Annotated in this window: 26 protein-coding genes; 8 read left to right on the forward strand and 18 right to left on the reverse strand. The window is 67.9% G+C overall.

The genetic code is table 11. From position 1 onward, the window contains the following. From J2126_RS16375 to J2126_RS16455, 17 genes are all read right to left on the reverse strand, one after another. Positions 1-945: an electron transfer flavoprotein subunit alpha/FixB family protein gene (locus tag J2126_RS16375; protein WP_209487951.1), complete on the reverse strand. Its 945-nt coding sequence runs from the start codon at positions 943-945 to the stop codon at positions 1-3. After that, positions 945-1,694, reverse strand: coding sequence for an electron transfer flavoprotein subunit beta/FixA family protein (locus J2126_RS16380; RefSeq protein WP_209487952.1), 750 nt, complete (start codon positions 1,692-1,694; stop codon positions 945-947). The genes J2126_RS16375 and J2126_RS16380 overlap by 1 nt, the downstream gene beginning before the upstream one ends. Beyond that, complete coding sequence (locus J2126_RS16385) at positions 1,691-2,530, reverse strand: HpcH/HpaI aldolase/citrate lyase family protein (RefSeq protein WP_209487953.1); 840 nt, start codon at positions 2,528-2,530, stop codon at positions 1,691-1,693. Before J2126_RS16385 ends, J2126_RS16380 begins: the two co-directional genes overlap by 4 nt. Then, entirely contained in the window at positions 2,530-3,384 is an 855-nt protein-coding gene (locus J2126_RS16390) for an FAS1-like dehydratase domain-containing protein (protein ID WP_209487954.1), read from the reverse strand. Before J2126_RS16390 ends, J2126_RS16385 begins: the two co-directional genes overlap by 1 nt. Further along, the gene (locus J2126_RS16395; protein ID WP_209487955.1) at positions 3,384-4,538 is read right to left on the reverse strand and encodes an acyl-CoA dehydrogenase family protein; all 1,155 of its coding nucleotides are present in this window, start codon (positions 4,536-4,538) and stop codon (positions 3,384-3,386) included. Before J2126_RS16395 ends, J2126_RS16390 begins: the two co-directional genes overlap by 1 nt. Positions 4,539-4,545: 7 nt before the next feature. Beyond that, positions 4,546-5,424 carry an NAD(P)-dependent oxidoreductase gene (locus J2126_RS16400; RefSeq protein WP_209487956.1) on the reverse strand — a complete coding sequence of 293 codons (879 nt, stop codon included), beginning with the start codon at positions 5,422-5,424 and terminating at the stop codon, positions 4,546-4,548. Between the two features lie 9 nt (positions 5,425-5,433). Next, a complete protein-coding gene (locus tag J2126_RS16405) occupies positions 5,434-6,186 on the reverse strand; it encodes an SDR family NAD(P)-dependent oxidoreductase (RefSeq protein WP_209487957.1) in 753 nt (250 codons plus the stop codon). Between the two features lie 11 nt (positions 6,187-6,197). Then, positions 6,198-8,231, reverse strand: coding sequence for an FAD-dependent oxidoreductase (locus tag J2126_RS16410; RefSeq protein ID WP_209487958.1), 2,034 nt, complete (start codon positions 8,229-8,231; stop codon positions 6,198-6,200). A gap of 1 nt (position 8,232) precedes the next feature. Continuing rightward, the gene (locus J2126_RS16415; RefSeq protein WP_209487959.1) at positions 8,233-9,045 is read right to left on the reverse strand and encodes an enoyl-CoA hydratase/isomerase family protein; all 813 of its coding nucleotides are present in this window, start codon (positions 9,043-9,045) and stop codon (positions 8,233-8,235) included. A gap of 22 nt (positions 9,046-9,067) precedes the next feature. Then, on the reverse strand, positions 9,068-9,847 hold the full coding sequence (locus J2126_RS16420; RefSeq protein WP_209487960.1) for an SDR family oxidoreductase: 780 nt from the start codon (positions 9,845-9,847) through the stop codon (positions 9,068-9,070). Positions 9,848-9,925: 78 nt separating this feature from the next. After that, a complete protein-coding gene (locus J2126_RS16425) occupies positions 9,926-11,854 on the reverse strand; it encodes an AMP-binding protein (RefSeq protein WP_209487961.1) in 1,929 nt (642 codons plus the stop codon). A gap of 2 nt (positions 11,855-11,856) precedes the next feature. Then, on the reverse strand, positions 11,857-12,588 hold the full coding sequence (locus J2126_RS16430; RefSeq protein ID WP_209487962.1) for an ABC transporter ATP-binding protein: 732 nt from the start codon (positions 12,586-12,588) through the stop codon (positions 11,857-11,859). Next, positions 12,578-13,318, reverse strand: a complete 741-nt coding sequence (locus J2126_RS16435; RefSeq protein WP_209487963.1) for an ABC transporter ATP-binding protein — start codon at positions 13,316-13,318, stop codon at positions 12,578-12,580. Before J2126_RS16435 ends, J2126_RS16430 begins: the two co-directional genes overlap by 11 nt. A 1-nt stretch (position 13,319) precedes the next feature. Further along, complete coding sequence (locus J2126_RS16440; RefSeq protein WP_209487964.1) at positions 13,320-14,243, reverse strand: branched-chain amino acid ABC transporter permease; 924 nt, start codon at positions 14,241-14,243, stop codon at positions 13,320-13,322. Continuing rightward, a complete protein-coding gene (locus tag J2126_RS16445) occupies positions 14,236-15,111 on the reverse strand; it encodes a branched-chain amino acid ABC transporter permease (RefSeq protein WP_209487965.1) in 876 nt (291 codons plus the stop codon). Before J2126_RS16445 ends, J2126_RS16440 begins: the two co-directional genes overlap by 8 nt. A 105-nt stretch (positions 15,112-15,216) precedes the next feature. Beyond that, positions 15,217-16,371: an ABC transporter substrate-binding protein gene (locus J2126_RS16450; protein ID WP_209487966.1), complete on the reverse strand. Its 1,155-nt coding sequence runs from the start codon at positions 16,369-16,371 to the stop codon at positions 15,217-15,219. A gap of 107 nt (positions 16,372-16,478) precedes the next feature. Next, positions 16,479-17,837, reverse strand: a complete 1,359-nt coding sequence (locus tag J2126_RS16455; protein WP_245327394.1) for a CaiB/BaiF CoA transferase family protein — start codon at positions 17,835-17,837, stop codon at positions 16,479-16,481. Between J2126_RS16455 and J2126_RS16460 the strand changes: the two genes are divergently transcribed. From J2126_RS16460 to J2126_RS16490, 7 genes are all read left to right on the forward strand, one after another. Further along, on the forward strand, positions 17,836-18,684 hold the full coding sequence (locus tag J2126_RS16460) for an IclR family transcriptional regulator (protein ID WP_209487967.1): 849 nt from the start codon (positions 17,836-17,838) through the stop codon (positions 18,682-18,684). The two genes, J2126_RS16455 and J2126_RS16460, sit on opposite strands and share 2 nt — an antisense overlap. Then, positions 18,684-19,079 (forward strand): hypothetical protein, encoded by a 396-nt coding sequence (locus J2126_RS16465; protein ID WP_209487968.1) that lies wholly within the window; start codon positions 18,684-18,686, stop codon positions 19,077-19,079. The genes J2126_RS16460 and J2126_RS16465 overlap by 1 nt, the downstream gene beginning before the upstream one ends. 64 nt (positions 19,080-19,143) lie before the next feature. Then, positions 19,144-19,566 (forward strand): MaoC family dehydratase, encoded by a 423-nt coding sequence (locus tag J2126_RS16470; RefSeq protein ID WP_209487969.1) that lies wholly within the window; start codon positions 19,144-19,146, stop codon positions 19,564-19,566. 2 nt (positions 19,567-19,568) lie between these two features. Continuing rightward, positions 19,569-20,720, forward strand: coding sequence for an acyl-CoA dehydrogenase family protein (locus J2126_RS16475; protein ID WP_209487970.1), 1,152 nt, complete (start codon positions 19,569-19,571; stop codon positions 20,718-20,720). 2 nt (positions 20,721-20,722) lie between these two features. After that, entirely contained in the window at positions 20,723-21,643 is a 921-nt protein-coding gene (locus J2126_RS16480) for an SDR family NAD(P)-dependent oxidoreductase (protein ID WP_209487971.1), read from the forward strand. A gap of 25 nt (positions 21,644-21,668) precedes the next feature. Continuing rightward, positions 21,669-22,865, forward strand: a complete 1,197-nt coding sequence (locus J2126_RS16485) for an acetyl-CoA C-acetyltransferase (protein WP_209487972.1) — start codon at positions 21,669-21,671, stop codon at positions 22,863-22,865. A gap of 5 nt (positions 22,866-22,870) precedes the next feature. Then, complete coding sequence (locus J2126_RS16490) at positions 22,871-24,124, forward strand: acetyl-CoA hydrolase/transferase family protein (RefSeq protein ID WP_209487973.1); 1,254 nt, start codon at positions 22,871-22,873, stop codon at positions 24,122-24,124. A gap of 29 nt (positions 24,125-24,153) precedes the next feature. On the opposite strand, the gene J2126_RS16495 is transcribed toward J2126_RS16490, so the two are convergent. Beyond that, positions 24,154-24,594, reverse strand: a complete 441-nt coding sequence (locus tag J2126_RS16495) for a winged helix-turn-helix transcriptional regulator (protein ID WP_281066344.1) — start codon at positions 24,592-24,594, stop codon at positions 24,154-24,156. A gap of 48 nt (positions 24,595-24,642) precedes the next feature. Between J2126_RS16495 and J2126_RS16500 the strand changes: the two genes are divergently transcribed. After that, entirely contained in the window at positions 24,643-25,587 is a 945-nt protein-coding gene (locus J2126_RS16500) for an aromatic alcohol reductase (RefSeq protein WP_209487974.1), read from the forward strand. Positions 25,588-25,767: the final 180 nt, after the last annotated feature.

Here is a 25,767-nt window from a genome sequence, read left to right on the forward strand (position 1 = left end):
TCATCCCTTGATCTTGGCAACTTCGGCCTTGAGCTCGGGGACGGCCTGGAAGATGTCCGCCGCCAGACCGTAGTCCGCCACCTGGAAGATGGGGGCTTCCTCGTCCTTGTTGACGGCGACGATGACCTTGGAATCCTTCATGCCGGCGAGATGCTGGATGGCGCCGGAGATGCCGAGGGCGATGTACAGCTCGGGGGCGACGACCTTGCCGGTCTGGCCCACCTGCCAGTCGTTCGGGGCATAGCCCGCGTCCACCGCGGCGCGCGAGGCGCCCACCGCCGCGCCCAGCGCGTCGGCGAGGGGCTCGATCAGCTCGGCGAACTTCTCCCGCGAGCCCACCGCGCGACCGCCCGACACGATGATCTTCGCGGCGGTCAGCTCGGGACGGTCGGAGGCGGCGATGGCCTCGTCCACGAAGGTGGAGAGCGCCGGGTCGGACGCCGCGCCAACGGTCTCGATGGCGGCCGAACCGCCCTCGCCGGTGGCGGCGAAGGAGGCGGTGCGCACCGTCACCACCTTCTTGGCGTCATTGGACTTCACGGTCTGGATGGCGTTGCCCGCATAGATGGGCCGCTCGAACGTGTCGGGCGAGACCACCTTGGTGATGTCCGACACCTGCATCACGTCCAGCAGCGCGGCGACGCGCGGCAGCACGTTCTTGGCGCTGGCGGTGGAGGGGCCGACGATGGCGTCGTAGCCGGGCGCCAGCGAGACGAGCAGCGCCGCCAGCGGCTCGGCGAGGCGGTGCGCATAGAGCGCGTCGTCGGCGAGCAGCACCTTTTCGACGCCGGAGAGCTTCGCGGCGGCCTCGGCCACGCCCTTGGCGTTCTGGCCGGCGACCAGCACATGCACCGGCGCGCCGAGCGCGGCGGCGGCGGTCAGCGCCTTGGCGGTGACGCCGTTGAGGGCCGAATTGTCGTGTTCGGCAATGAGCAGAACGGCCATCAGATCACCCCCGCCTCATCCTTGAGCTTCGCCACCAGCTCGGCGACCGAGCCCACCTTCACGCCCGCCTTGCGGCCGGCCGGCTCCTGGGTCTTCAGCACCTCCAGCCGCGGGGCGACGTCCACGCCGTAATCGGCCGGCGTCTTCTCGGCGATGGGCTTCTTCTTCGACTTCATGATGTTGGGCAGCGAGGCGTAGCGCGGCTCGTTGAGGCGCAGGTCCGTCGTGACGATGGCCGGGCCGTTGAGCTTGATGGTCTGCAGGCCGCCGTCGATCTCGCGGGTGACGACCACGCCGCCGTCTTCCACCACGACCTTGGACGCGAAGGTGGCCTGAGGCCAGCCCAGCAGCGCCGCCAGCATCTGGCCGGTCTGGTTGCAGTCGTCGTCGATGGCCTGCTTGCCGAGGATCACCAGGCCGGGGGCTTCCTCGCCCACCACGCCCTTGAGGATCTTGGCGACCGCGAGCGGCTCGACCACGCCGTCGGTCTTCACCAGAATGCCGCGGTCGGCACCCATGGCCAGCGCCGTGCGCAGCGTCTCGGACGCCTGGGCCGGGCCGATGGACACCGCCACCACCTCGGTCGCCTTGCCGGCTTCCTTGAGGCGGAGCGCCTCTTCCACCGCGATCTCGTCGAACGGGTTCATGGACATCTTGACGTTCGCGAGCTCGACGCCCGAACCGTCCGACTTCACCCGGACCTTCACGTTGTAATCCACCACCCGCTTAACGGGCACCAGGATCTTCATGGCTGTCGCCTTTCGGAGGACCAAGAGACTGTGGCGCCGGCCTGCGGCGCGGCCAGCCGGCCGAGGAGCGCGCGGGCGCGGATGCGGACCGGTTCGTCCACCATGGTGCCGTCGACGGCCGCGGCTCCGTCGCCGCTGGCGAGCACCTTGCGTGCCCAGGCGATCTCGGCCTCGTCCGGGGCAAAGCCGTCCCGGATCGGCGCAACCTGTCGGGGATGGATGGCAAGCTTGCCGCCGAAGCCAAGGTCACGGGCATGGCGCGCGTCGTCCACAATCGCCTCGCGATCGTCGATGGCCGTGGTGACGCCGTCGATCGGCGGCGCCAGTCCGGCGAGCCGCGAGGCGAGCACGAGCTCGCTGCGCGCCGCCAGCAGGGCGTCGCGCCCATGGGCGCAGCCGAGGTCGGCGCAGAAATCGATGCTGCCGAAGGCGAGACGCGCCACATGCGCCGTCTGCGCGATCCGGCGGGCATCGGCGAGCCCGCGCGCCGTCTCGATCAGAGCGATCACCGGGACGGGCGCGGCGGCGCACAGGGCTGCAAAGGCCTCCCCGACCTCGGCTTTGGGCACCATGACGGCGGCGAACGCGCGCCCGGCGAGGGCGGCCATGTCGGCGGCGTGCCACGGCGTTCCGAGGCCGTTGACGCGCACCAGCACGGGCACCGTCGCGAAGTCCGCGCGCAGGGCGGCGCGCGCCGCATCCTTGGCGGGCGCCGCCACCGCGTCTTCCAGATCGAGGATCACCGCATCGGCCCCGGCATCCGCCGCCTTTGCGAAGCGCTCCGGGCGGTTGGCGGGCACGAACAAGGCAACGGTGAAAGCGAGCGGCGCACCCATCACCAGGAAGCCTCCGCAGCCATGCACACCGGGCCGCCCTCGCGCGCGGTCCACAGCTTCAGCCCCTCCCCATCGGCCGTCGCATGCAGAGAGAAGGTGTCGGTGTCGAACAGCGGCGAGAGACCGCGGAAAGCGAAGCGGCGGGGCGGCGCGCCCCGGATCTCGGCGGCATAGGTGCACAGGAGCGCCGCCTGCATCGGCCCCTGCACGACGAGGGCCGGATAGCCCTCCACCTCGGTGGCGTAGGGCCGGTCGTAGTGGATGCGATGGGCGTTGAAGGTCAAGGCGGAGTAGCGGAACAGCAGCGGCGTGCCGGCCGTCATGGGCTTCACGAATGCGCCCCTCTCGGCAGCCGGTGGCACCTTTCCCGCCGCTCCGGCATCGGCACCGCGATAGACGATGTCCTGCCGCTCCTCGATCACCAGCGCGTCGTTCGCCTCCACCCGGTGCGCGACGGTGACGAAGCACAGCGGGCCGGTGCGCCCCTCCTTCAGCGCCACGTCGGCGATGCGGGACACCCGCCGCACCGCATCGCCCACCTTCAGGTCGCCGTGAAAGGTCAGCGCGCCGCCGGCCCACATGCGCCGGGGCAGCGGCACCGGCGGCAGGAAGCCGCCGCGGGCGGGATGGCCGTCCGCACCAAGGCCCGCGGTGGGAACGGCCGGCTGCGCGAGGCAGAAATGGATGAGCTGCGGGACCGCCGCGCCATGGGTCGGCGGTGCGCCGGGCAGGTCGAACATGGCGTGGTATTTGCGCGCGAGATCCTCGCTGAGGACTTCGGCGCCGGTATCCTCGCGGCCGATCCAGGATCTGAGGTGATCCATGTCGATCACAGCGGAGTCGGGCGCGGCCATCAGTAGGACCTCGGCATGCCGAGCACATGCTCGGCCAGATAGGACAGGATGAGGTTCGTGGAGATCGGCGCCACCTGGTAGAGCCGCGTCTCGCGGAACTTGCGCTCCACGTCGTACTCCTCCGCAAAGCCGAACCCGCCATGGGTCTGGATGCAGGCGTTGGCCGCCTCGAAGGACGCGTCGGCGGCCAGCATCTTGGCCATGTTGGCCTCGGCGCCGGGATTCTCCCCGGCCTCATAGAGCCGGATCGCCTCCCGCACCATCAGTTCGGCGGCGCGCATGTTGGCGTAGGCCTTGGCGATGGGGAACTGGATGCCCTGGTTCTGGCCGATGGGACGGCCGAACACGTGCCGCTCCTTCGCATAGGCAGACGCCTTGTCGATGAACCATTTGGCATCGCCGACGCACTCGGAGGCGATGAGGATGCGCTCGGCATTCATGCCGGAGAGGATGTAGCGGAAGCCGTTGCCCTCCTCGCCCACCAAATTCTCCGCCGGCACCCGCACATTGTCGAAGAACACCTCGGTGGTGGCGTGGTTCATCATGGTGCGGATGGGGCGGATGGTGAGCCCCGCCTTCAGCGCCTCCTGCATGTCGAGGATGAACACGGAAAGCCCCTCGGTGCGCTTCGCCACCTGGTCGCGCGGCGTCGTGCGGGCGAGCAGCAGCATCAGGTCGGATTGCGCCGCACGGCTGGTCCAGATCTTCTGGCCGTTCACCACATAATGGTCGCCCTCGCGGCGGGCGGTGGTGCGCAGCGCCGTGGTGTCGGTGCCGCTGGTGGGCTCGGTCACGCCGAACGCCTGCAGGCGCAGCTCGCCCGAGGCCACCTTGGGCAGGTAGCGCGCCTTCTGCTCCGGCGAGCCGTGCCGCAGCACCGTGCCCATCACATACATCTGGGCATGGCAGGCCGCGCCGTTGCAGCCCTGCCGCTGGATCTCCTCCATGATGACCGCGGCTGCCGACAGCGGCAGGCCGGCGCCGCCGTATTCCTCGGGGATCAGCGCCGAGAGGAAGCCGCTCTCGGTCAGCGCCGTCACGAACTCGGTCGGATAGGCCATCTCGCGATCGAGCTTGCGCCAGTATTCGCCGGGAAAGCCGGCGCACAGCTTGGCGACGGCGTCGCGGATGTCGGAATGGTCTTGCTGCTGCATCAGGGCCTCAGGACTGCCGGGGCGCGGCCGCAACGGCGCGCCAGGTTTCGAAGGTGTCGTCGCCGACGGTGTCGAGCAGGGCACGCAGCGCCCTGGTGAAGGGCAGGTCGCCGGAACCAGCGCCGATGGTGAGCGCGAGGTCGATGTCCTTGCGCAGGATGGACTGGAGGTTGTCGAATTCGGCGCGCGTGGCGGTCCAGGCCGTGTAGGCTTCCGGCGCGTCCTTCGGATGGGCGGTGAAGAAGTTGCGGCCGGAGCCGGCCTCGAACACCGGAATGGCGTCGGGCAAATGGATGCCATTGTCGCCGGCGATGCGATAGGCCTCGGCTGCCACCATCAGCGTGGTGATGCCAACCAGATTGTTGACGATCTTGGTGGCCTGCCCGGTGCCAAGCGGCCCGCAATGGAAGATGTTGGTGCCTATGGCCTGCATGAGCGGACGCAGGCGGTCCACGTCCTCGGCGGCCCCGCCCATCATGATGGCGAGGGTTCCGGCCTTCGCCTTCACCGGGCCGCCGCTGACCGGCGCATCGACGATGCGCAGGCCGGTCGGTTCCAGCTCCTGCGCCAGCTCGCGCACGGTGTCGGGCGCGACGGTGCCCATCATCACCAGCAGCGGCTCGCGGCCGTCGATCCCCGCGCGCAGCCCCTGCTCGCCCAGCACCACGGAACGGGCCTGCTGCGGCGTGGCGACCAGTACGATCACGGCATCGCAGCCGGCGCAGGCCCGCGCCTCCTGGACGCAGCGCACGCCGAGGGCTGCGAAGGGGGCAAGGGCGTCCGGATTGCGGTCGCAGACGGTGAGGTCGAACCCCGCCTTGTGGATGTTCATGGCCATCGGCGCGCCCATGGCGCCGACCCCGATGACGGCAACGGTTCTGATCATGGTTCAGCCTCAGGAAATGGTGACGCCGCTGTCGACGGACAGGACCTGTCCGGTGACCACGCGGGCGTCGTCGCTGCCGAGATAGACCGCCATGCCGGCGATATCCCCCGGCCGGCAGGGGCCGAGAAGGTGCTGGCCGGCCAGCCGCCGCAGCTCCTCGCGCGTTTCCATCAATCCCTCGACGCGGGGCGTGAGCACGAGGCCGGGGGCGATGGCGTTCACCCGGATGCGGTCGGGCGCATATTCGACAGCCATGGACCGCGTCATGGCCGCCACCCCGCCCTTGGCGGCGGTGTAGCAGTCGCGCTCGGGCAGGGCCATCAGCGCCACCATGGAGGAGAGGTTGATGACCGAGCCGCCGCCGGCGCGCGCCATTTCGGGGATGGCATGCTTGCAGCACAGGAACGTTCCGTAGAGGTCGAGGCGGATCACCCGCCAGAATTCCTCGTCCGGCGCCTCCGTCACGCGGGCGTCGGCCGCGCTCGATCCGCCGGCAATGTTGCACAGCACGTCGAGACGGCCGAACCGCCCGACGGTCTGCGCGATCGCGGCCTTGACCTGCTGCGGCTCGGTGATGTCACAGACGATGCCGAGGCCATGCTCGGCGGAGCCTGCCGCCCGCAGCGTGTCGTCGAGCGCCTCGGCGCCGATATCCACCGCCGCCACCCGCGCGCCTTCGGCGATATAGCGCGCGCAGGTCTCGCGGCCGATGCCGCCCGCGGCGCCGGTGATGAATGCGACCTTGCCGTCAAGCCTTGCCATTCCGGTCTCCTTCAGAGCATCCAGCCGGCGCGCTCGCCGTCGAGGATCGCCATATCCGCCTGCCGGGGCGCCAGGGCGTCGCCGACCACATGGAGTTCGACGCCGCTGCCGGCGAAGGCGCGCGCCAGCGCGTCTTCGGCCCGGTTGCCCATGGCCAGGATGACCTCGCCGGCATGGGCGATCTGCCGCCTCGTCCCGCCGAACCGGCCTTCGTACAGGAGGTGACCGGGCCGGATGGCGGTGACGAAAGTGGCGGGAACCACCTCGACTCCGAGGGCGGCGAGCTTGCGGTAGAGGGACGGGGCATGGTGCACGGGCAGGTCGGCGCCGGCGTGCATGTGCGGCGTGACGATGGTGACCTTCAGCCCCCGCGCGGCCAGCATTTCGGCGGCGGCGGTGCCGGAAAGATGGGGATCGTCTTCAACGACCACGACTGGCCCGGTCAAGCGCTCCGGCGTCTGGAACGCATCCCACACGGTGCGGACATGGGGCAAGTCCGCACCGGCGATGCCGTCCGCCCCCGGCCGCAGCGAGGTGTAGCCGTCCCGCCGCGGAACCGAGCCGGTGGCAACCACCAAAGCGTCGAAGCCCTCGCGCTCGATCAGGGCGCTGTCGGCCGCGGTGGAGAGGCGGATATCCACGGGAAGGCGCGCCAGCATCTCGATCTGCCAGCGATGGATCTCGGCGAAGCCGCGGCGCGAAGCGACAGCGCTGGTCATCAGGTTCTGGCCGCCGAGGCGGGCGCTCCGCTCGAACAGGGTCACGCGGTGGCCGCGCTCGGCCGCGATGCGGGCCGCGGCGAGGCCTGCCGGGCCGCCGCCGACCACGGCCACCCTTTTTCCCCGATCCGCGGGCCGCATCCGTCCGATGCCGATCTGTGCCTCTCGCCCCACCGCCGGATTGTGGATGCAGCCGACGCCCCGCCCGCGATCGAGGCCGACGATGCAGGACTGGTTGGAGTATGTGCAGATGCGGATGGCCTTCGCGTCACCTCGGGCTGCCTTCAGCGGCAGCTCGGGATCGGAGATGAGGGCACGGGCCATGCCGATGAAATCCGCCTGTCCGGCCGCCAGAACGGCCTCCGCCGCCTCGGGCGTGGCGATGCGCGAGCTGACGCAGACCGGCAGGCCGGAAACGGCGGTCCGGATCGCGCCGGCCTCGTGCGCGAACTGGGCGTCCGGGGCGGTGATGTCGGCGATCCAGCCGGGATAGTGCAGGGAGGTGAGGCCGCTCACATTCAGATAGCTGATCCCCTCGTTCCCGAGCCGAATAGCGATGGCGGTCGCCTCCTCGGGCGTCAGGCCGCCGGGTACGTCGTCGCGGCCGTTGATGCGGGCGCCGATGAGGAAATCCGGACCCACGGCGGCGCGGATGGCGGCGAGGCCCTCCAGCAGGAAGCGCATGCGGTTGTCCAGCGGGCCGCCATAGCGGTCCTCGCGCCTGTTGGTGGCGGGGGAGAGGAATTCGTGCAGCAGATAGCCCTGCGCGGCGAACAGTTCGACCCCGTCGGCGCCCGCCGCCTTCAGGTTCAGCGCCGCCTCCACCATGGTCCCGACATACTCGGCGATGTCCCCCTCGGTCATTTCCTTCGGGATCTCGCCGGTGCGCGGGCAGGGCAGGGGGGAGGGCGCCAGCAGCGGCACGCCGTATTGGGTCGTGCCGGGCGAGCGCAACTGCCGCCCGCTCATGTTGAGCTGGGAGACGAAGCAGGCCCCTTCCGCCTTGATGGCGTCGATCATCCGCCGGTAGTGGGGCTGCAGCGACGCGTCATTGGCAAGGTCGAGGCCGCCCAAAGGCGAGGTTTCAAGCGCCCCGCCCCAGGTGGCGAGCCGGCGCCAGGACGCCGGCATCAGGAAGTTGGACATCACGATGAGGCCCGCCCCGCCCTTCGCCCGCTCCACGTGATAGGCAATGGTGCGGTCGATGGCCGAGCCGTAGCCGCCCCCGAACATCACCGCGTGCGGCATCATGGCGATGCGGTTGCGCAGGGTGACGTGGCCGATGGCGAGCGGGCTGAGAAGCCGCTCGTAGGGGGCGGGCGCCATTTCAGAATGGCGCCTTGCGCGGGAAGGCCGGGGGCCGCTTCTCGCGGAACGAGGCGAGCCCTTCCTGCGGGTCCGGCCCCGAGAAGCCGAGCATTTCCAGCGCCAGCGAGGCGTCGAAGGTCGGTCCCATCATGCGCAGCCAGTTGTTGAGCGAATATTTGGTCCACTGGATGGCGGCGGGCGCCCCCTCGGCGAGGCGGATGGCGATGCCGAGGGCCTTCTCCTGAAGCTCGTCCTCTTCCACCGCGAGGGCGACAAGGCCCATCCGCTCGGCCATCTCGCCGGTCACCGGCTCGTTGAGCAGCAGGTGGTACTTGGCCTTGGCCATGCCGCACAGGAGCGGCCAGATGATCGCCGCATGGTCGCCGGCAGCGACGCCGAGGCGCACATGGCCGTCCACCAGCCTGGCGGTCTTGGTGACGACGGGAATATCGCAGATGAGCGCCGCGGCGAGGCCGGCGCCCACCGCCGCGCCCTGCACGGCCGAGACGATGGGCTTCGAGCAGTTGATGATGTTGTAGACGAGGTCGCGCGCCTCCCGCCACATGTTGGCGCGCTCCTCGAAGCTGCGCGTCAGGGCATCCACCATCTCGAACGAGCCGCCAGCCGAGAAGGAGCGGCCATTGGCGCAGAGCAGGACGGCGAGGGTGTCGCGGTCGCGATCCACCACGCGCCAGATGTCCACCAGTTCGCGGTGGGCGTCCGCGCCGAGGGCGTTCAGCGTTTCCGGCTGGTTCAGGGTCAGCCGCAGTACGCCGGCGGCCGGCCGGTCCACGAGGAGGGAGGGGAAGGCGGAATAGGCTTCGAGTGTCATGGTATCTCCGGGCGCGCGGATGTCAGATGGATCGGCGGGAGGTGAGCCCGCCGTCGATCGTCATGATCGTTCCCGAGGTGTAGGCGGATCTTGGCGAGGCGAGGAAGGCGAAAAGGTCCGCCACCTCGCGCACATGGGCGGCGCGGCCGAGCGGGTAGGCGGCGAGAAGCTCGGTGTAGCGGCTCTCGTCACCCCACTGCTCGTGGGCGCGCTTCTTCATGATGTTGAAGATGCGGTCGGTCGCCACCGGGCCGGGATTGATGCCGAGCACGCGGATGCCGTCATCGAGGCTGCGGCCGCCCAGCGCCCGCGTGAAGGCCATGAGCGCCGCATTCCCGGTGGAGCCGGCGATGTAGCGGAAGTCGAAATTCTCGCCGCCATTGCCGATGTTATTGAGGATGATGCCGCCGCCGGCCGCTTTCATCCGAGCGTAGAAGGCCCGGCACAGGTCGATATAGCCGAGGACCTTCACCTCCCAGCCGGCGCGCCAGCGGTCCGCATCCACGTCCCACAAGTCGCCGCCGGGAATGGCGCCGGCGTTGTTTACCAGCACGTCGATGTCGCCTGCCGCGGCCGCAATCCTTTCCGCCGCGCCGGGGGCGGCAATATCTTGCTCGTGGACGGCGACGGTGACGCCGTGCGCCGCGCGCAGGCGATCGGCCAGCGCCGCCATCTTCTCTCCGGAGCGGGCGACGAGGTGGAGATTGCAGCCCTCCTCGGCGAACACCTCGGCCAGTCCCTCGCCGATCCCTTGCGAGGCGCCGGTGATCAGCACGGTCTTTCCGCGCAGCTGAAGGTCCATGTCCGTTCTCTCCCTTCGGCTCTCGCCGGTGCTGACCGGCGGATGCCTTGTTTTCGTGTCTTTGGGTCCGCGCCGGGCTCAGGCCTCGCGCAGGATCTGCTCGATGTCCGTAATGGCCTCGGGATTGACCAGCGAGGAGAGGTCGCCCACCGGCGCTCCGGAATAGACCGAGCGGATCACCCGCCGCATGATCTTCGAACTGCGGGTCTTGGGCAGTTGCGGCACCACGAAGACGGCGCGCGGCGCGAAGGGACGGCCGAGCCTCTCCTGGATCCGCGCCGACGCCACCGCGCGGATGTCGTCCGCGGCGCCGTCGCAGGTGAGGAAGGCGACGATGGCCTGCCCCTTCACCGGGTCGCTCGCACCGATGACGGCGGCTTCCACCACGCCGTCGATCTCGACGAGGATTTCCTCCACTTCGGCCGGGCCGACGCGCTTGCCCGCCACTTTGATGGTGTCGTCCGAGCGACCAAGGAGGAAGAAGTGGCCATCGGGCGTCCGCATGGCGAGGTCGCCGTGGATCCACACGCCCGGGACCGTGTTCCAGTAGGCTTCGAGATAGCGCTCGTCATCCTGCCAGAAGCTCGCCGTCATCCCGACGAAGGGGGCGAGGATGGCGAGTTCGCCCACGGTGCCCGTGACGGGATTTCCGGCCGTGTCCAGCACGTCCAGCGCCACCCCCGGCGACCTTGTATTGAAGCCGGCCGGGATGATCGGCCGCGTGACGACGCTGGAGAGCAGGCCGCCGGAGACCTCGGTGCCGCCCGTATAATTGATAAGCGGGCACACGCCGCGGCCGAACGTGCGCTCGAACCAGACGAAATGCTCCGGCGCGATGCTTTCGCCAGCCGTGATGAGCAGGTGCAGGGAGGACAGATCGGGTGCGGTGCTGACCTCATCATTGGCGGCGAGGCCGCGAATGAGCGTCGGCGCTGAGCCAAAGTGGGTGACACGGTGCCGTTCGACGAGGCGGCCCATCCGCGACCAATCCGGATAGTCCGGTGCACCGTCGTAGCAGACCAGCGTCGCGCCTCTGAGCAAAGCCGATCCGAGGATCAGCGAGCCCGCGATCCACCCCATGTCCGCCGGCCAGCAGAAGACGTCGCCGGGGGCCACGTCGAAATGCACGGCAGCGTCGTGGGCGATCTTGATGGGGAAGCCGCCGTGCACGTGCACGGCGCCCTTGGGCTTGCCCGTGGTGCCCGAGGTGAAGATCACCATGAACGGATCGTTGGCGGACATCCGCGCGGATGGGGGCGTTGCGTGCGCCCGGGTCGCCAGCGCATGCCAGTCGTGCACGTCGGGGACTGCGGGTGCGTCATCCTCCGGTGCGCGCTTCAGGATGAGGCACGCGAGCTCCGGCAACGCGCTGCGGGCGGCGGCAAGCGTCGCGGCCGTGGAGACGAAGCGGCCGCGCCGCAGGAAGCCCGACGTGGCAATGAGTGCCCGTGCCCCGCAGGGTTCGAGCCGGGCGACGATGGCGTCCGTGCCGAAGCCGCTGAACAACGGCACCGCGATGGCACCGATATAGGCGATGGCGAGCAGCGAGACCGAGGCCTCGATGCCGTTCTCCATCAACAGCCCGATGCGGTCGCCGCGCTCGATTCCAAGGCTCAGCAGGCCCGCCGCAAAGCCGCGGACCTCGCCGGCCAGCTCGCGATAGGTCACCGCGCGCACGCTTCCGTCCTCCCGCTCCGCGATGATTGCGGGACGGTCAGCGGCCTCGGCATTGTCGAGGATGGTATCCACCCAGTTCAACTCTCCACCCACGAACCAGGATGGAAAGGGCGCGCCCCGCGACATGTCGCAATAGCGGGCATAGGGCCGGCTCCAGCGGATGCCGCAGAAGTCGTTCACGGTGCGCCAGTAGCGCTCGGGCTCGGCCAGCGAAAGGTCGTACAGCGCTTCGATACCCTCGACGCCGAGCCGCCACGATAGGGCCGTGACCTGCGCGCGCTCGATATACTCGGCGGTTGGCTGCCAGATGTCGTCGGTGTCGATGGCCATGATCAGATTCCCAGATAGGCGCGCTGCACGTCGGGGCTGGCGGCGAGGGTGCGCGCATCGTCGTCGGCGGTGATGGCCCCGCCTTCGAGGATGTAGGCGCGGTCGGCGATGGCGAGGGCGGTCTCGGCATTCTGCTCGACGAGCAGGATGTTTACCCCGGAATGCGCGATCTGGGTGACGATGTCGGCGATGCGGTCCACCACCGCGGGGGCGAGGCCGATGGTCGGCTCGTCGAGGAGGAGCACCCGTGGCGCACTCATCAGGGCGCGGGCGACGGCGATCATCTGCTGCTGCCCGCCGCTGAAGGTGCCGGCATGGGTGCCGAGGCGGTCCTTGAGTTCCGGGAACAGGGAGATCACGCGGTCGAGGTCACGCTTCACCGCTGCTGCGTCGTGCCGTGCGAACGCTCCGAGCTCCAGGTTCTCGAGCATGGTCATTTCGGGAAACAGCCGCCGGCCTTCCGGCACGACGCTCAGGCCCTTGCGCACCATCCGGTCCGGCGAGAGACCGGTCACCTCCTCACCGAACAGGCGCACGCTGCCGCCGCTCGGCCGCACCAGGCCGCAGATAGCCTTGATAAGCGTGGACTTGCCCGCGCCGTTGGCGCCGATCAGGGTGACGATCTCGCCCGATCTCAGCACCAGATCCACGTCCCGCAACGCCGGAACAACGCCGTACCGCGCCGACAGGCCGCGAACTTCCAGGGGAAGGATGGCCGGGCTTTCAATGGTCATGGCGGTGCCCCAAATAGGCGTCGATCACACGACGATCGGCGCGGATCTCCGCCGGCGTGCCGGTGGCGAGATGCTGCCCGTGGTGCAGCACCACAATCCGGTCGCAGACCCGCATCACCGCCTTCATGTTGTGCTCGACCAGCAGCACCGAGCAGCCGAACGCGTCGCGGATGCGCTCCAGCATGGCGAGGGTATTGGCGACCTCGGTCTGGTTGAGGCCGGTCAGCGGCTCATCCAGGCACAGGAGACGCGGGCGGGCGGCGAAGGCAATGGCGATGGAGACGAGGCGCTGCAAACCGTGCGGCAGGTTGCCCGCCTGTTCGGGAAGGTAGGGCGTGAGGCCGAGCATTTCCGCCGTCTCCGCCACCCGGGCGCGGCGCGCGGCGGCGCCCTTCACCCCGTGGATGGTGCCGAGCAGGATATTGTCGGCAACGGTCATGGTGCGCATGAAGCTGCCGTGCTGGAACGTGCGCACCAGTCCACGGCGGCTGATCTCCAGCGCGGAGCGCCCCGTGCAGTTCTCGCCGAACACGAACAATTCGCCCGCCGAGGGCTTGTAGAAGCCGCTGATGAGGTTGAACGTCGTGCTCTTGCCGGCGCCGTTGGGCCCGATGAGGCCGAGGATTTCCTTCGGCCTGATCTCCAGGTCCAGGTTGGAGACTGCAACGAGGCCGCCGAAGCGGCGCGTGAGGCCGCGGGTTGCGAGAAGCGGCTGCTGGCTCTGGTCCATCTCAGTGCCCCTTCGCCACGGAAGGCTTGCGCCGCCCGGAGAGAAGGCCGGTGATGCCATTGGGGAGCAGCAGCACGGCGAGGGTGATGGCGGCGCCGTAGAAGATGTGCTCGTCGCCGCCCAGACCGAGGGCGTAGCTGCCCAGAACGACCAGCAGGACCGAACCCACCAGAGGCCCGACGATGTTGTCCTCGCCGCCGACCTTCACATAAGCGAGGGCGAAGGCGGCGACGAGAAAGCTGAAGTCTCCGGGGCTGATCACGTTGTTGGCGAAGGCGTGCAGGCTCCCGGCGACGCCGGCCGCGACCGAGGCCGCCGCGAAGCAGGCGATCTTCACGAGCAGGATGTTCAGGCCGACCGTACGCGCGACGTTCTCGTTGTCCCGGATGGCGGTCAGAATCTTGCCGAAATCCGATCGCTCGAGAACGTAGAGCGCGAAGATGAGGGCGCAGGACGTGCCGACGATGACGGTCGGCATCCAGGCATCCAGCGCGACCGGCGGGAAGATGCCGATCATTCCCGACGTTCCGCCAAGCGCCGTGCTTTTCGAATAGAGGATCCGCACCGCCTCGGTGAAGGCAAAGCCGATGAGGAGGAAATAGGGCCCCTTGGTGCGCAGCGTCACGTAGCCGAAGGCAACAGCGACCACGCCAGCCATCAGTCCTCCCGCGAGGATGGCGACGAGGAACGGCCATTGGAGGATGGTGACGACCGCCCCCGTCGTGTAGGCGCCGATGCCGACGAAAGCGGCGGTGGCGAAGTTGAGTTCTCCCATCAGCATCACGAAACGCAGGCTCACGGCGGTGAGGGCGGCGACGGCGATGAGGTTGATCACGCTGGCGATGTAGGCATCGCGCACCATGAGGGTCGCGACCAGCACGAGGGCGACGCCCGCAGCCCAGTAGGGCAGCTTCAGATCATCCATGACCGAGAAGTCCCTTCGGCCGTACCAGCAGCACGGCGATGACAAGAATGAAGATGGCGATGGTCGCGGAGCTGGGATCGAAATAGAATCCGCCGACGGTCTCGATAGCGGCAACGAACAGCCCGCCGAGGATGGCGCCCGGGACGCTGCCAAGCCCGCCCACGATGACCGCGATGAAGCCCTTGATGAGATAGTCCGCGCCTATCACCGGCGAGACGATCGTGACCGGCGCGATCAGCGCCCCGGCCAATGCGGCCAGCCCGGCGGCAATCATGAAGCCGGAGAGCGCCATGCGATTGTACGGAATGCCCTGGAGCATCGCCGCCTCGTGATCGATGGAAACCGCCCTCAGCGCTTTGCCGAGCTTGGTCCGGGTCAGCGCCCAGTAGAGCACTCCGGTGACCGCGACGGCCGCCACGCACAGTGCAAGACGCTGGCCGGTAATGGCGGCGCCGAATACGGAGAGCGTTCCGGGAATGATGTCCGGCACCGGCCGCACCGCGCCGCCGAAGATCTTCATCAAGATGCCGTCCAGCAGCAGCACGAGGCCGATGGAGAGAATGAAGGAGCCGACGAGGTCGCGCTGAAAGAAGCGGAATCCGCCCACATACATGGCGAAGCCGAGCGCAAGCGATGCGACGACGCCCGCGAGAGCGCCGACGAGATAGGCGGCGAGGACGGGGAACCCCGCCGTAGACAGCCAGGGAACGATGGCGGCCACCACCAGCGCCGAAACGGCAAAGAGGTGGCCGTGGGCGAAGTTCACGATGCGCATGACGCCGAAGATTAGCGTCAGGCCGAGCGAGAACAGGATATAGACGGCGCCGATCTGCAGGCTCGTCAGGGTGAGCTGTATTGCGGTTTGCATCTGCGGGGCGTGCTTTCGTCGGGGCAGAGCCTCGTCCCGGAACGGATCAACGTCCCGGGAGCCGATGCCGCGTCCACCACGCCGGGCGGAGGACGCGGCTGCGCATCACTTCGTGGTGGGCACGATGCGGGATTTCTCCACCAGTTTGCCGTCCTGGACCTGCGTGATGATCACCGGGAGGCGCATCTGCTGGCGCGAGCCATAGGTATCGAGCCCGTAGAAATCGACAGGCGTGCCATAGAAAGAGGTGAACGTAACGTCCGGCATCGCGGCGCCGACGGTCTTGGCGTCCACCGACTTCGCCTTCTCCATGCCGGCCTTCAGCGCGTAGACCGCATCATAGAAGCCGATCTGGATGGCGTTGAGAGACTCTCCGGTGGCCGCCCGAACTTCCTCGTTCACGGCCTTCTGCTTGGCGGTGGCGGTGTCTCCGTCCAACGATACGGCAGCGCCCATGTAGACGCCCTCGATGGCATTTCCGCCGGTGGCCTTGAGTCCGTCGATCCCGGTTCCGACCTCGACCACCTTGACGCCCTTCCAGCCCAGCACGTCCAGCTCCTTCCACACGGCGCCGGCGTCGGCCGGTGGCATTCCGCCAAGGTCCACGATGTCGGGCTTGAGGGAGGCGATGCGTGCGGCGATCGGCTGGAATTCGGTGGTGCCGCGCTCATAGAAGTCGCTGGACAGGACCTTTACTCCGGTTTCCGTCCAGACCTTCTTCGCCACGCCCTCGGTGTCGCGTCCGGTGGCGTCGTTGGGGTTGAGCATGACGATCGATTTGGCCTGCGGATTGGCCTCATGGATGTAGCGGATGAGGGGCGGCAGAATTTCGAACGGCGTGTTCATCTGCGTGAACGTCAGCGGGAACTTCGGCCCCTTGATGCTGGGGCCCCAGGCCGTGGTGAAGAGCACGACGCCCTGGCGTTCGCTGAGGGACTGGAGCGCCTGCACCGGCGCCGTTCCGAGGCTGCCGGCGATGAACTTGACTCCTTCGCGGTTGAGCAGAGTTTGAGCCACCTTGGTGCCTTCGGCGGCGTTGTACTTGTTGTCATAGGCGACGCATTCGAAATTGTAGGTCTTGCCGTCGACCTTGACGCCGCCCGCCTGCGCGATCTCCTGCGCAGCCTTCTTGCACATGAACTCCGAGCCCTTGCCCCAGATGGCACCGGTGCCGGACAGCGGAATGGAAAGGCCGAGCTTGATGGTTTCCTGGGCTCCGGCCGCGCCGGCTCCGGAAACGAGGCCCAGGGCGGCAAGCATTGCCGTGCCCGCTGCTGTACCAAGGGCACGTGACCTGATCGACCTGATCCTGCACGCCATGATGTCTTCCTCCCGTTATTGCGGCGCATTTGAAGGAGCGCCCGTTCTTAGCTTTCGGCCTTGGTCTGCCCCTGGCCCGCGAGGCGCCCGATCTCGTCGGCGTCGTACCCCAGCGATGCGAGAAGTTCTTCTGTATGGGCGCCCAGCTCGGGCGCGGGACGCCCCTGCGCCAGCCGGCCGGCTGCGGTGCGCACCAGATTCGTGACGACCGGGGCGTTGCCGGCGGGCAGGGCCATCTCCTCGAAGAAGCCGCCGTCCCTGTTTTCGGGTGCGGCGAGCGCTTCGGCCGGAGAGAGGGCCTTGCAGGCGGGAATCCTGGCGGCCGCGAGTTCGGCGAGACATTCCTGCGAGGATCGCGCGGCGCACCACTGCGCCATCACCGCGCTCAGGGCCTCGCCGTTCTCGCCACGCAGAATGTCCGAGGAAAAGCGCGGATCCGCGGCCAGCTCCGGCTGCCCCACGAAGCTGGCCCAGCGGCGGAACATGCCGTCACCGATGACCTGCACCATCACCCAGCCGTCGCGGGTGCGGAACAGATCGGACGGGCCGGCGATGGGGCTGCGATTGCCCATGGCGGCGCGGCTGCGCGCGCCCAGCGCTTCCTCGATGAGCATCGGATTGGTCATGGCGAGCGCGGTGCCGAGGAGGGAGGCCTCCACTTGCTGCCCACGTCCGGTTGCCATGCGCTCGTGGAGGGCGGCGAGGGTTGCGAAGGCGGCCGCGATTCCGGTGGCGTAATCCACATAGGACACCGCGGCGCGTAGCGGTCGCTCGCCGGTCCCCGTCAGGCACATGGCGCCGGAGAGGGCCTGTCCGGTGCCATCGAAGCCGATCCGGTCACGGCTTTCGCCTTGCGTGCCGAAGGCGCTGATGGTGGTGAGGACGATATCCGGCCGGATGGCGCGAAGGCTGTCGTAGTCCAGCCCGGCGCGCTTCAAGGCTGCCGGCGGCAGGTTCACCACCACCGCGTCGCAGGTGGCCACGAGCCGTTCGAAAGCGGCGCGCCCTGCGGGCTGGTCGATGTCGAGGGCGAGCGACTTCTTGTTGCGATTGACCTGAAGATAGAGCGCGCCGCGTCCGGCAACGCCGACCGGCATGACTTCGCGATCCGGTGCGCCCGATGTCGGCTCGATCCGGATGACCTCCGCGCCCTGTTCCGCGAGCAAGGCGGTGCAAAAGGGGGCCGCGATGTAGCGGCCGAGATCGAGGACACGCACGCCACGAAGGCCGCGCGGCGCACCTCCCCCCTCATCCGACACAGCCGCCTTCGCGTTGGTCTGCTTCTCTTTTTTCACGTTTCCTCGCCTTTGATTTCTGCGGAAGGGGCTTCCCATCGCCGGCTTCGTTGTGTTAGTCATTCTCCATCTTGAATGACATTCACAAAATTCTGAAAGCCATTCATACATGAGCGACCCAGCCGATCAAGACCCTTCGCCAAAAATCGTCGGAGCCGTGGCCAACGCCGTTTCGATCCTGAGAAGCCTGGCGCAATCGAGCGGCCCGGCCGGCGTAAATGTGATAGCGCGTGATGCCGGCGTCAGCGTCAGCACCTGCTTCAATATCCTGCGCACGCTCTCGAGCGAGCGCCTGGTGGATTTCGATCCCGAGGCGAAGACCTATGCCATCGGCATGGGTGTTCTGGAGCTGTCCCTGCCGCTGCTGGGCGCAAACCAGGCCAATCTCATCCGGCCCGAGCTCGCCCGGCTTTCGGCGGAGCACAAGTGCCTGATGTGCCTGTGGCAGATCACCGACGGCGAGCGCATCGTGTTGATCGATCGCGTTTCCACGGCAAAGACGGTGCGCGTGGACATGTCGGACGGCTCGCGCCTGCCGACCTTCGTGGGCGCGATCGGGCGCTGTTATGCGGCGCTGCGCGACCTGCCCCGTGACGAACTGAAGGCCCGGTTCGACGCGCTGCAATGGCAGTCGCCGCCGAGCTTCGAAGAATACGTGAAGGACGTGGAGCAGGCCCGCCGCGACGGCTATGCCTTCGATCTCGGCCAGTTGTTCCGCGGCCTCGAGATTGCCGCAGCGGTCGTGACCGACCCGTCCGGCAAGCCGCGGCTCGGCATCAGCGGAATTTCCATCGCCGGCCAACTGACCCGGCCGGAAATCGAGCAGCTGGGGGCCGCGCTCAGGGATTCCGCGGATTTCATCAGCGAGTCCCTGTTCGGGGTTTCGAGCGGGCTGCGCCAGAGCGAGCGCCGGCTAGCGGCCGGGCCGGGCCGCCGTGCGCGGGGAGGAAAGGCCTGATGAGCGAAGGGAGCCCGGTCTGGGTTTTCGACAGTTTCCGGCCTGGCGAGCTTCTCGGCCACCATGCCATCGCGCTGGACGACGCCCGTCTCGCGGATTGGGAGGCGATCTATGGCGCCGTCGCGGCCGGTCGCTTGCCCTCCGGCATTCTCGTGGCGGCAATGATGGAAGCCTACCTCAAGGCCTTCTCCCCCCGGCCTCCCGGCAATGTCCACGCCTCGCAGACGTTGGCCTTCGGAGACCCCGTGCAGCCGGGAGACCAGCTTGAGGCCGAGGTCTCCTGCCTGTGGAAGGAACTGCGCAAGGCCCGCCGCTGGGTCGGTTTCGGGGTGGTCCTCAAAAAGGGGGATCGCGAGGTCCTCGCGGGCGAGATCCGGACGATCTGGGCCAAGTAAACAGGCGGCCCCGAAAGGTGTACGGGCGCCGCGAGAGCGCCGACGAAGGAAACAGCCGATGGAAATGCCACAAGACGCCGCGCTGCCGCGCGAGCTCGCCTGCGTGAGCCTCGTCGCCGACCAGGATGCAGTCGCCCGTTACGCGGAGCTGACACGGGACTTCAACCCCATCCACCTCAACGCGGAATTCGCGGCCGGAACCAGTTTCGGACGGCCCATCGCCCACGGGACGCTGGGCCTCAACCTCGTGATCGAGGCACTGGAGCGCACCTTCGGTGCGGTCCCCGAGGATGCGCGTCTTGAAGTGCGTTTCATCGCCCCGGTGCCTGTTGGCGCGACGATCCGCGCCGGGGGCCACCTGACCGACGAAGCGACGGGCTCCTACGAGATTTTCGTTGAAACTGCCTCCGGCGAACGGGCCGTCGCAGGCACCTGCACCATCGGCGCCGCGCCAGAGATCCGGAACACGGGAGCAAGCAAGATATGACAATGCCCGCCGTCGATGACGAAACCTTCGGCCAGCTGAAGGATGCGGTCGAACGCTTCGTCGCGGAGCGCCTCGTCCCCAATGAGATGCGCGTCGAGATCGAGGACGAGATTCCCGAGGAAATTGTTGACGAGATGCGCGAACTCGGGCTGTTCGGCCTCACCATTCCGCCGGAATACGGCGGCATCGGGCTCAATGCCCGCCAGGAAACACAGCTCGCCCAGATCTTTGGCGGCACGGCGCTAGCCTTCCGCTCGCTGCTGGCAACCAATATCGGCATCGGTGCGCGCGGCCTGATCTTCGAGGGGACCGAAGAGCAAAAGCAGGCCTATCTGCCGAAGCTCGCCAGCGGCGAACTGATGTCCGCCTTCGCCCTCACCGAGCCGGACACCGGCTCCGATCCCGCGAACCTCACCACCCGCGCCGAGCGGGACGGCGACGACTACGTGATCAACGGCACGAAGCGCTACATCACCAATGCCCAGCGCGCCGGGCTGTTCACGGTGATGGCCCGGACCGAGTTCGACAAGCCCGGTGCCGACGCCATCACCGCCTTCCTTGTGCCTCGCGATACGCCGGGCCTCACCATCGGCAAGAAGGACCGCAAGATGGGTCAGCGCGGCACCACCACATCGGACGTGATGTTCGACAATGTGCGGGTACCGGCGAGTGCCATCATCGGCCAGACGCCGGGGCGCGGTTTCCGCCTCGCCATGCGGGTCCTCGATCGCGGGCGCATCCACATCGCCGCCCTCGCCACCGGCGCCTGCAAGCGGCTGATCGCGGAGATGATCGCCTTCGCGCGCGAGCGCAGGCAGTTCGGCAAGCCGATTGCCGAGTACCAGCTGATCCAGGCGATGATCGCCGACAGCCACACGGACTACCTCGCCTCCAAGGCCCTCGTGGAGCAGACGGCGACGCTCTACGACCGGGACGGCGCCGCGCGCACCGAGGCGTCGGCGGCCAAGTATTTCGCCACCGAGGCGGTCGGCCGCGTCGCAGACCGGGCGGTCCAGGTACACGGCGGCGCCGGCTACATGAGCGAATATGCGGTGGAGCGCTTCTATCGCGATGTCCGCCTGATGCGGATCTACGAGGGCACCAGCCAGATCCAGCAATTGCTGATCGCCCGCCAGTTGCTGAAGGGAGCATGACCATGGCCGATACACGGATGCTGGACGGCAAGGTCGTCGTCGTCACCGGCGCGGGGGGCGGCATCGGCCGCGATATCGCGCTGATGGCCGGGGCCCACGGCGCGAAGGTGGTGGTCAACGATATCGGCACGAGCCTCGACGGGCAGGGGCGGGACGATGGTCCCGCCGCGCGCGTCGTCGCCGAGATCCGCGCCGCCGGCGGCGAGGCGGTGGCGAGCCTGGAGAGCGTCACCGAAACCGCTGGCGCGGAGCGCATCGTGGCCCAGGCGGTCGATGCGTTCGGCCGGCTCGACGGCGTCGTGAACAACGCGGGCATCCTGCGCGACGCCTTCTTCCACAAGATGTCGGAAGACGAATGGGACAAGGTGCTGAAGGTCCATCTCTACGGCAGCTTCAACATCAGCCGGGCCGCGGCGCCGCTGTTCAAGGAACAGCAGGCGGGCAGCCTCGTGCACATGACCTCCACATCCGGCCTCATCGGCAACCGGGCGCAGGCCAACTATTCGGCCGCCAAGCTCGGCGTGGTGGGCCTGTCAAAGTCCATCGCGCTGGACATGGAGCGCTTCGGGGTGCGCTCCAACTGCATCGCCCCATTCGCCTGGAGCCGGATGATCTCGTCCATCAAGGTGGATACGCCCGAGCAGGAGGCCCGCGTCGCACGACTGCAGCAGATGACGCCAGCGAAGGTCGCACCCCTCGCCGTCTATCTCCTCAGCGACAAGGCCGGGCAGGTCAGCGGGCAGATATTCTGCGTGCGCAACAACGAGATCTTCCTCTTCAGCCAGCCCCGGCCGGTGCGCTCGGTGCAGCGCGACGGCGGATGGACGCCGGAGGAGATCGCCGACCACGCCATGCCCGCGCTGGCCGCCAGCTTCCATCGCCTCGATGTCTCCGCCGAGGTGTTCACCTGGGACCCGGTCTGAGCCCGCAGAGCAAGGAGTTTCCGCGATGCGTCGCGCTGCCATCGTTTCCCCCCTTCGCACGCCGGTCGGCCGCTTCGGAGGAGCCCTGAAGGATGTGCCCGTCGAGCGGCTGGGCGCCATTGTCGTCAATGCCATTCTCGACCGCACGGGTCTAGATCCAATGCGCGTTGACGATGTGGTCTTCGCCCAGTCCTACGCCAATTCCGAGACGCCCTGCGTCGGCCGCTGGATCGCGCTGGAGGCGGGGCTTCCGGTGGAGGTGCCGGGGATGCAGCTCGACCGCCGTTGCGGCGGCGGGCTCCAATCCATCGCCACGGCCGCGATGATGGTGCAGACGGGCGCCTGCGACGTGGTGATCGCCGGCGGCGTCGAAAGCATGAGTGCCATCGAACACTACACCACCGGTGTGCGCTGGGGTACGCGCTCCGGCTCGCCCGTCCTGTACGACAGGCTTGATCGCGGCCGCGAGCGTTCCCAGCCCGAGCATCGCTTCGGACCCATTTCCGGCATGATCGAGACGGCCGAGAACCTTGCCCGCAAGTATCAGATCTCCCGCGAGGCGGCCGATGCCTATGCCGCGCGCAGCCAGCAGCGCGCCGCCGCGGCCTGGGGCGACGGGCGCATGGCGGCCGAGGTGGTGCACGTCGGCGTGCCGCAGAAGAAGGGGGAGGCGGTCGTCATCGATCGCGACGAGGGCGTCCGCGGCGACACCACGGCCGATTCCCTTGGCAAGCTGCGCGCCATCCAGAAGGGCGGCACGGTGACGGCCGGCAACGCCGCCCAGCAGAACGACGCGGCCGCCGCATGTCTCATCGTGGCCGAGGACAAGCTCGCGTCCCTTGGCCTCGTGCCCGATGCCTTCCTTGTCGGCTGGGCGGCGGCAGGGTGCGAGCCGGCGGAGATGGGCATCGGCCCCGTACCCGCCACCGCGCGGCTCATGGGGCGTGTGGGCCTCTCGCTGGACGACATGGACCTCATCGAGATCAACGAGGCCTTCGCCTGCCAGGTGCTGTCCGTGCTCAAGCAATGGCCGGGCGTGGATCCGGAGCGGGTGAACGTAAACGGCTCGGGCATCTCTCTCGGCCATCCCATCGGCGCCACCGGCGTGCGCATCCTCACCACCCTTGTCCACGAGATGAAGAGGCGCGGTGCCCGCTACGGGCTGGAGACCATGTGCATCGGCGGTGGCCAGGGCGCCGCCGCGATCATTGAGCGCGCGTGAGGGCCATGACGCGAGCGATCGAACTCGAGGCGCTGGAGTTCGCCGACGTCATCCTCCCGGGTGATCTCGTGTGCTGGGGGCAGGCGGCGGCGGAGCCTTTGCCGCTGACCGCCCGCCTGATGGCGCAACGCGGCCGGCTCGGCGGCTTTTCCGCCTTCATCGGCATCGGCCTCGGCGACACGCCGGACCCCGCCTATACGGACCGCGTCCGCTTCTCCTCGTTCTGCGGCACCGGGACGAACCGTCGACTCGCGGCAGCCGGCGCGCTCGACATCCTGCCGGTCCACTATTCGGATCTTCCGGCCCTGCTCGCCAGCCGGGTGGACGTCCTTCTGCTGCAGGTGGCGGAGCACCCTGACGGCGGACGCTTCAGCCTGTCCTGCGCCTGCGACTACATTGCGCCCCTGGTGCGGGCGGCGCGGGTGGTGATTTGCGAAGTGAACCGGCAGGCGCCGTTCACCTCGGCGGAGATCGCGGCCGCCGACATCGACGTGCTGGTCGCCACCGACCGGGCGCTACCCGAACAGGCGCGGGCGGTTCCGACCGCGGCCGAGCAGGCCATCGGGGCCCATGTGGCCTCGCTCATTCGGGATGGGGCGACGTTGCAGTTCGGCCTCGGTGCCGTCCCCGACTGCGTCGCCGGACTGCTCAAGCATCACCGCGATCTCGGTTTGCACACCGGCATCCTGAGCGACGGCGCCGTGGGGCTGATCGAGGCGGGTGCCGTGACCAACGCGCTTAAGCCCATCCACCGCGGCGTGACGGTGGCGGGCACGCTGCTCGGCAGCCGCGCGCTGCTTGATTTCGCCCATCTCAATCGGGCGATCGCTTTGGAGCCGGTCAGCGTCACCCATTCGCACGCGTTGATCGCGCAAATGCCGGCCTTCACCGCCATCAATTCGGCGCTGGAAGTGGACCTTTCGGGACAGGCGAACACCGAGACCGTGGGCGGGCGCTATGTGGGCACGATCGGCGGTGCGCTGGACTTCCTGCGGGGCGCGCGGGCGTCCGCCGGTGGGCTGCCCATCATCGCCTTGCCTTCGACGGTCGAGGCAAAGGGCGAGCGCCGGAGCCGCATCACTGCGCGTCTCTCCGGCCCCGCGACCATCGGTCGGGCCGATGCCGCCATCATCGTGACGGAACACGGCATCGCAGATCTGCGCCCGCTCACGCTCGCGGAACGGGCCGAAGCCTTGATTGCCATCGCCGATCCCGCCTTTCGCGATGACCTGCGCGAAAGGGCGCGCTCGGGCGCCTAACCTTCGACGAGAGCCGGGACAATTGCGGCTTAATCGTGTGACTCGACGTCGAAACGCGCACGGGCGGCCCTGAACTTTTCGGCGTTGTCGATCACCCAGCCCCAGAGTGGGATCATTCCCTCCAGCAATCCGCGCCCGAGTTCGGTCAGCGCGTAGTCCACATGCGGCGGCACGGTGCCATGATCGTGCCGCGTGACAAGTCCGTCGCGCTCCAGTTGGCGAAGCGTGCGGGTGAGCATGCGTTGCGTGATGCCCTTCAACCTCCTGGAGATCTGGGCGTGGCGGAGCGTTCCCTCGGCGCCCAGCGCGTAGACGACGCCCAGCGACCAGCGATTGCCCGCGTGGGTCAGGATCTCTCGCTTGAGTCCGTCGTCCGCGTCGCTGAGAGCCTGGCAGGCGGCCCGCGAACGCTCGATCGTCGCAAGAAATTCGGAATCCCCAGACCGTATCATTCGTGTGCCTGCTTCCATCGCGTCAGGACATTCTCCATGTATTTGGCGCCTCAACAGGAGATGTCCATGACTGTTCCCCCGATTCTTGGCGATCATATCCTGGTCCTTGGCGCAGGAGAGCTTGGGCTTGAGGTGCTGAATGGCCTGACGGGCGTAATTTACCAGGGCCGCAACCTTCACCTGTCGGCATTGCTTCGTCCCGTTCCTGCCAACGGAATGGATGACCGCCCTGGGAAAATCTCCGAAACTCTCACCGCATTAAATGTGGATATCGTCCGGATAGACATCGCGACCGCCAGCCAGGACGAGCTTGCTCATGTGTTCTCGCGGTTTTCCACCGTCATCTGCTGTACTGGTTTCGTCGGCGGAAGCGGCACGCAGCTGAAGATCACCTCCGCAGTCTTGCAAGCCGGCGTCAAGCTCTACGTCCCCTGGCAGTTCGGCGTGGATTATGATGTCGTTGGGCGCGGCAGCGGCCAGGATGTATGGGATGAGCAACTCGACGTCCGCGACATGTTGCGGGCGCAATCGCGCACACATTGGATCATCATCTCGACCGGCATGTTCATTAGCTTCTTGTTCGAGCCTTCGTTCGGCCTCGTCGATCTGGACCGAAACCGCGTCCATGCGCTGGGGAACTGGGACTATCGGCTCACGGTCACAACGCCGCACGACATCGGCCGGTTGGTCGCCGCTATCCTGACCGCCGTCCCGTCTCCAATAGATCAAGTGGTCTATGTCGGTGGCGACACAATCTCCTACCGGGAGCTCGCCGATACAGTGGACCGCGTCCTTTCTCGCTCTGTCGAGCGTGTCCTGTGGACGGTCTCGGATCTGCGAGCAGATCTTAAGGCTCATCCGGACGATCCGATCCGCAAATACCGCCTCGCCTTCGCGCGCAGCGACGGGGTGGCCTGGCCCTTGGAGCAAACCTTCAATGCTCTGCACGATATCCCCGTGACGAGCGTTGCGGCGTGGCTAGAGGCCCGAGGTGCGGAAGACAACTCTTAGGCTGCGCAGGGCTGACCGCGTTGTCCAACGACACCAGCCTACTCGAAACTGTTCCACCTGAGAGCAAAATCGGAGGCCGGTTAAGCCACTCTCCGAACAAGCGCCAACCGCGCTTTCGGCGCGGCGCGCGCCGGGTTGCGCGATACGGGAACAGAGTTCCCGCGCCGCCAACCTTGTCCG

It is taken from the genome of Xanthobacter flavus (assembly GCF_017875275.1).
Lineage (GTDB): Bacteria > Pseudomonadota > Alphaproteobacteria > Rhizobiales > Xanthobacteraceae > Xanthobacter > Xanthobacter flavus_A.

Coding starts and splice junctions, on each gene's coding strand:
- J2126_RS16375 (WP_209487951.1), bottom strand. CDS start 945: ATGGCCGTTCTGCTCATTGCCGAACACGACAATTCGGCCCTCAACGGC.
- J2126_RS16380 (WP_209487952.1), bottom strand. CDS start 1,694: ATGAAGATCCTGGTGCCCGTTAAGCGGGTGGTGGATTACAACGTGAAG.
- J2126_RS16385 (WP_209487953.1), bottom strand. CDS start 2,530: ATGGGTGCGCCGCTCGCTTTCACCGTTGCCTTGTTCGTGCCCGCCAAC.
- J2126_RS16390 (WP_209487954.1), bottom strand. CDS start 3,384: ATGGCCGCGCCCGACTCCGCTGTGATCGACATGGATCACCTCAGATCC.
- J2126_RS16395 (WP_209487955.1), bottom strand. CDS start 4,538: ATGCAGCAGCAAGACCATTCCGACATCCGCGACGCCGTCGCCAAGCTG.
- J2126_RS16400 (WP_209487956.1), bottom strand. CDS start 5,424: ATGATCAGAACCGTTGCCGTCATCGGGGTCGGCGCCATGGGCGCGCCG.
- J2126_RS16405 (WP_209487957.1), bottom strand. CDS start 6,186: ATGGCAAGGCTTGACGGCAAGGTCGCATTCATCACCGGCGCCGCGGGC.
- J2126_RS16410 (WP_209487958.1), bottom strand. CDS start 8,231: ATGGCGCCCGCCCCCTACGAGCGGCTTCTCAGCCCGCTCGCCATCGGC.
- J2126_RS16415 (WP_209487959.1), bottom strand. CDS start 9,045: ATGACACTCGAAGCCTATTCCGCCTTCCCCTCCCTCCTCGTGGACCGG.
- J2126_RS16420 (WP_209487960.1), bottom strand. CDS start 9,847: ATGGACCTTCAGCTGCGCGGAAAGACCGTGCTGATCACCGGCGCCTCG.
- J2126_RS16425 (WP_209487961.1), bottom strand. CDS start 11,854: ATGGCCATCGACACCGACGACATCTGGCAGCCAACCGCCGAGTATATC.
- J2126_RS16430 (WP_209487962.1), bottom strand. CDS start 12,588: ATGACCATTGAAAGCCCGGCCATCCTTCCCCTGGAAGTTCGCGGCCTG.
- J2126_RS16435 (WP_209487963.1), bottom strand. CDS start 13,318: ATGGACCAGAGCCAGCAGCCGCTTCTCGCAACCCGCGGCCTCACGCGC.
- J2126_RS16440 (WP_209487964.1), bottom strand. CDS start 14,243: ATGGATGATCTGAAGCTGCCCTACTGGGCTGCGGGCGTCGCCCTCGTG.
- J2126_RS16445 (WP_209487965.1), bottom strand. CDS start 15,111: ATGCAAACCGCAATACAGCTCACCCTGACGAGCCTGCAGATCGGCGCC.
- J2126_RS16450 (WP_209487966.1), bottom strand. CDS start 16,371: ATGCTTGCCGCCCTGGGCCTCGTTTCCGGAGCCGGCGCGGCCGGAGCC.
- J2126_RS16460 (WP_209487967.1), top strand. CDS start 17,836: ATGAGCGACCCAGCCGATCAAGACCCTTCGCCAAAAATCGTCGGAGCC.
- J2126_RS16455 (WP_245327394.1), bottom strand. CDS start 17,837: ATGTATGAATGGCTTTCAGAATTTTGTGAATGTCATTCAAGATGGAGA.
- J2126_RS16465 (WP_209487968.1), top strand. CDS start 18,684: ATGAGCGAAGGGAGCCCGGTCTGGGTTTTCGACAGTTTCCGGCCTGGC.
- J2126_RS16470 (WP_209487969.1), top strand. CDS start 19,144: ATGCCACAAGACGCCGCGCTGCCGCGCGAGCTCGCCTGCGTGAGCCTC.
- J2126_RS16475 (WP_209487970.1), top strand. CDS start 19,569: ATGCCCGCCGTCGATGACGAAACCTTCGGCCAGCTGAAGGATGCGGTC.
- J2126_RS16480 (WP_209487971.1), top strand. CDS start 20,723: ATGGCCGATACACGGATGCTGGACGGCAAGGTCGTCGTCGTCACCGGC.
- J2126_RS16485 (WP_209487972.1), top strand. CDS start 21,669: ATGCGTCGCGCTGCCATCGTTTCCCCCCTTCGCACGCCGGTCGGCCGC.
- J2126_RS16490 (WP_209487973.1), top strand. CDS start 22,871: ATGACGCGAGCGATCGAACTCGAGGCGCTGGAGTTCGCCGACGTCATC.
- J2126_RS16495 (WP_281066344.1), bottom strand. CDS start 24,594: ATGGAAGCAGGCACACGAATGATACGGTCTGGGGATTCCGAATTTCTT.
- J2126_RS16500 (WP_209487974.1), top strand. CDS start 24,643: ATGACTGTTCCCCCGATTCTTGGCGATCATATCCTGGTCCTTGGCGCA.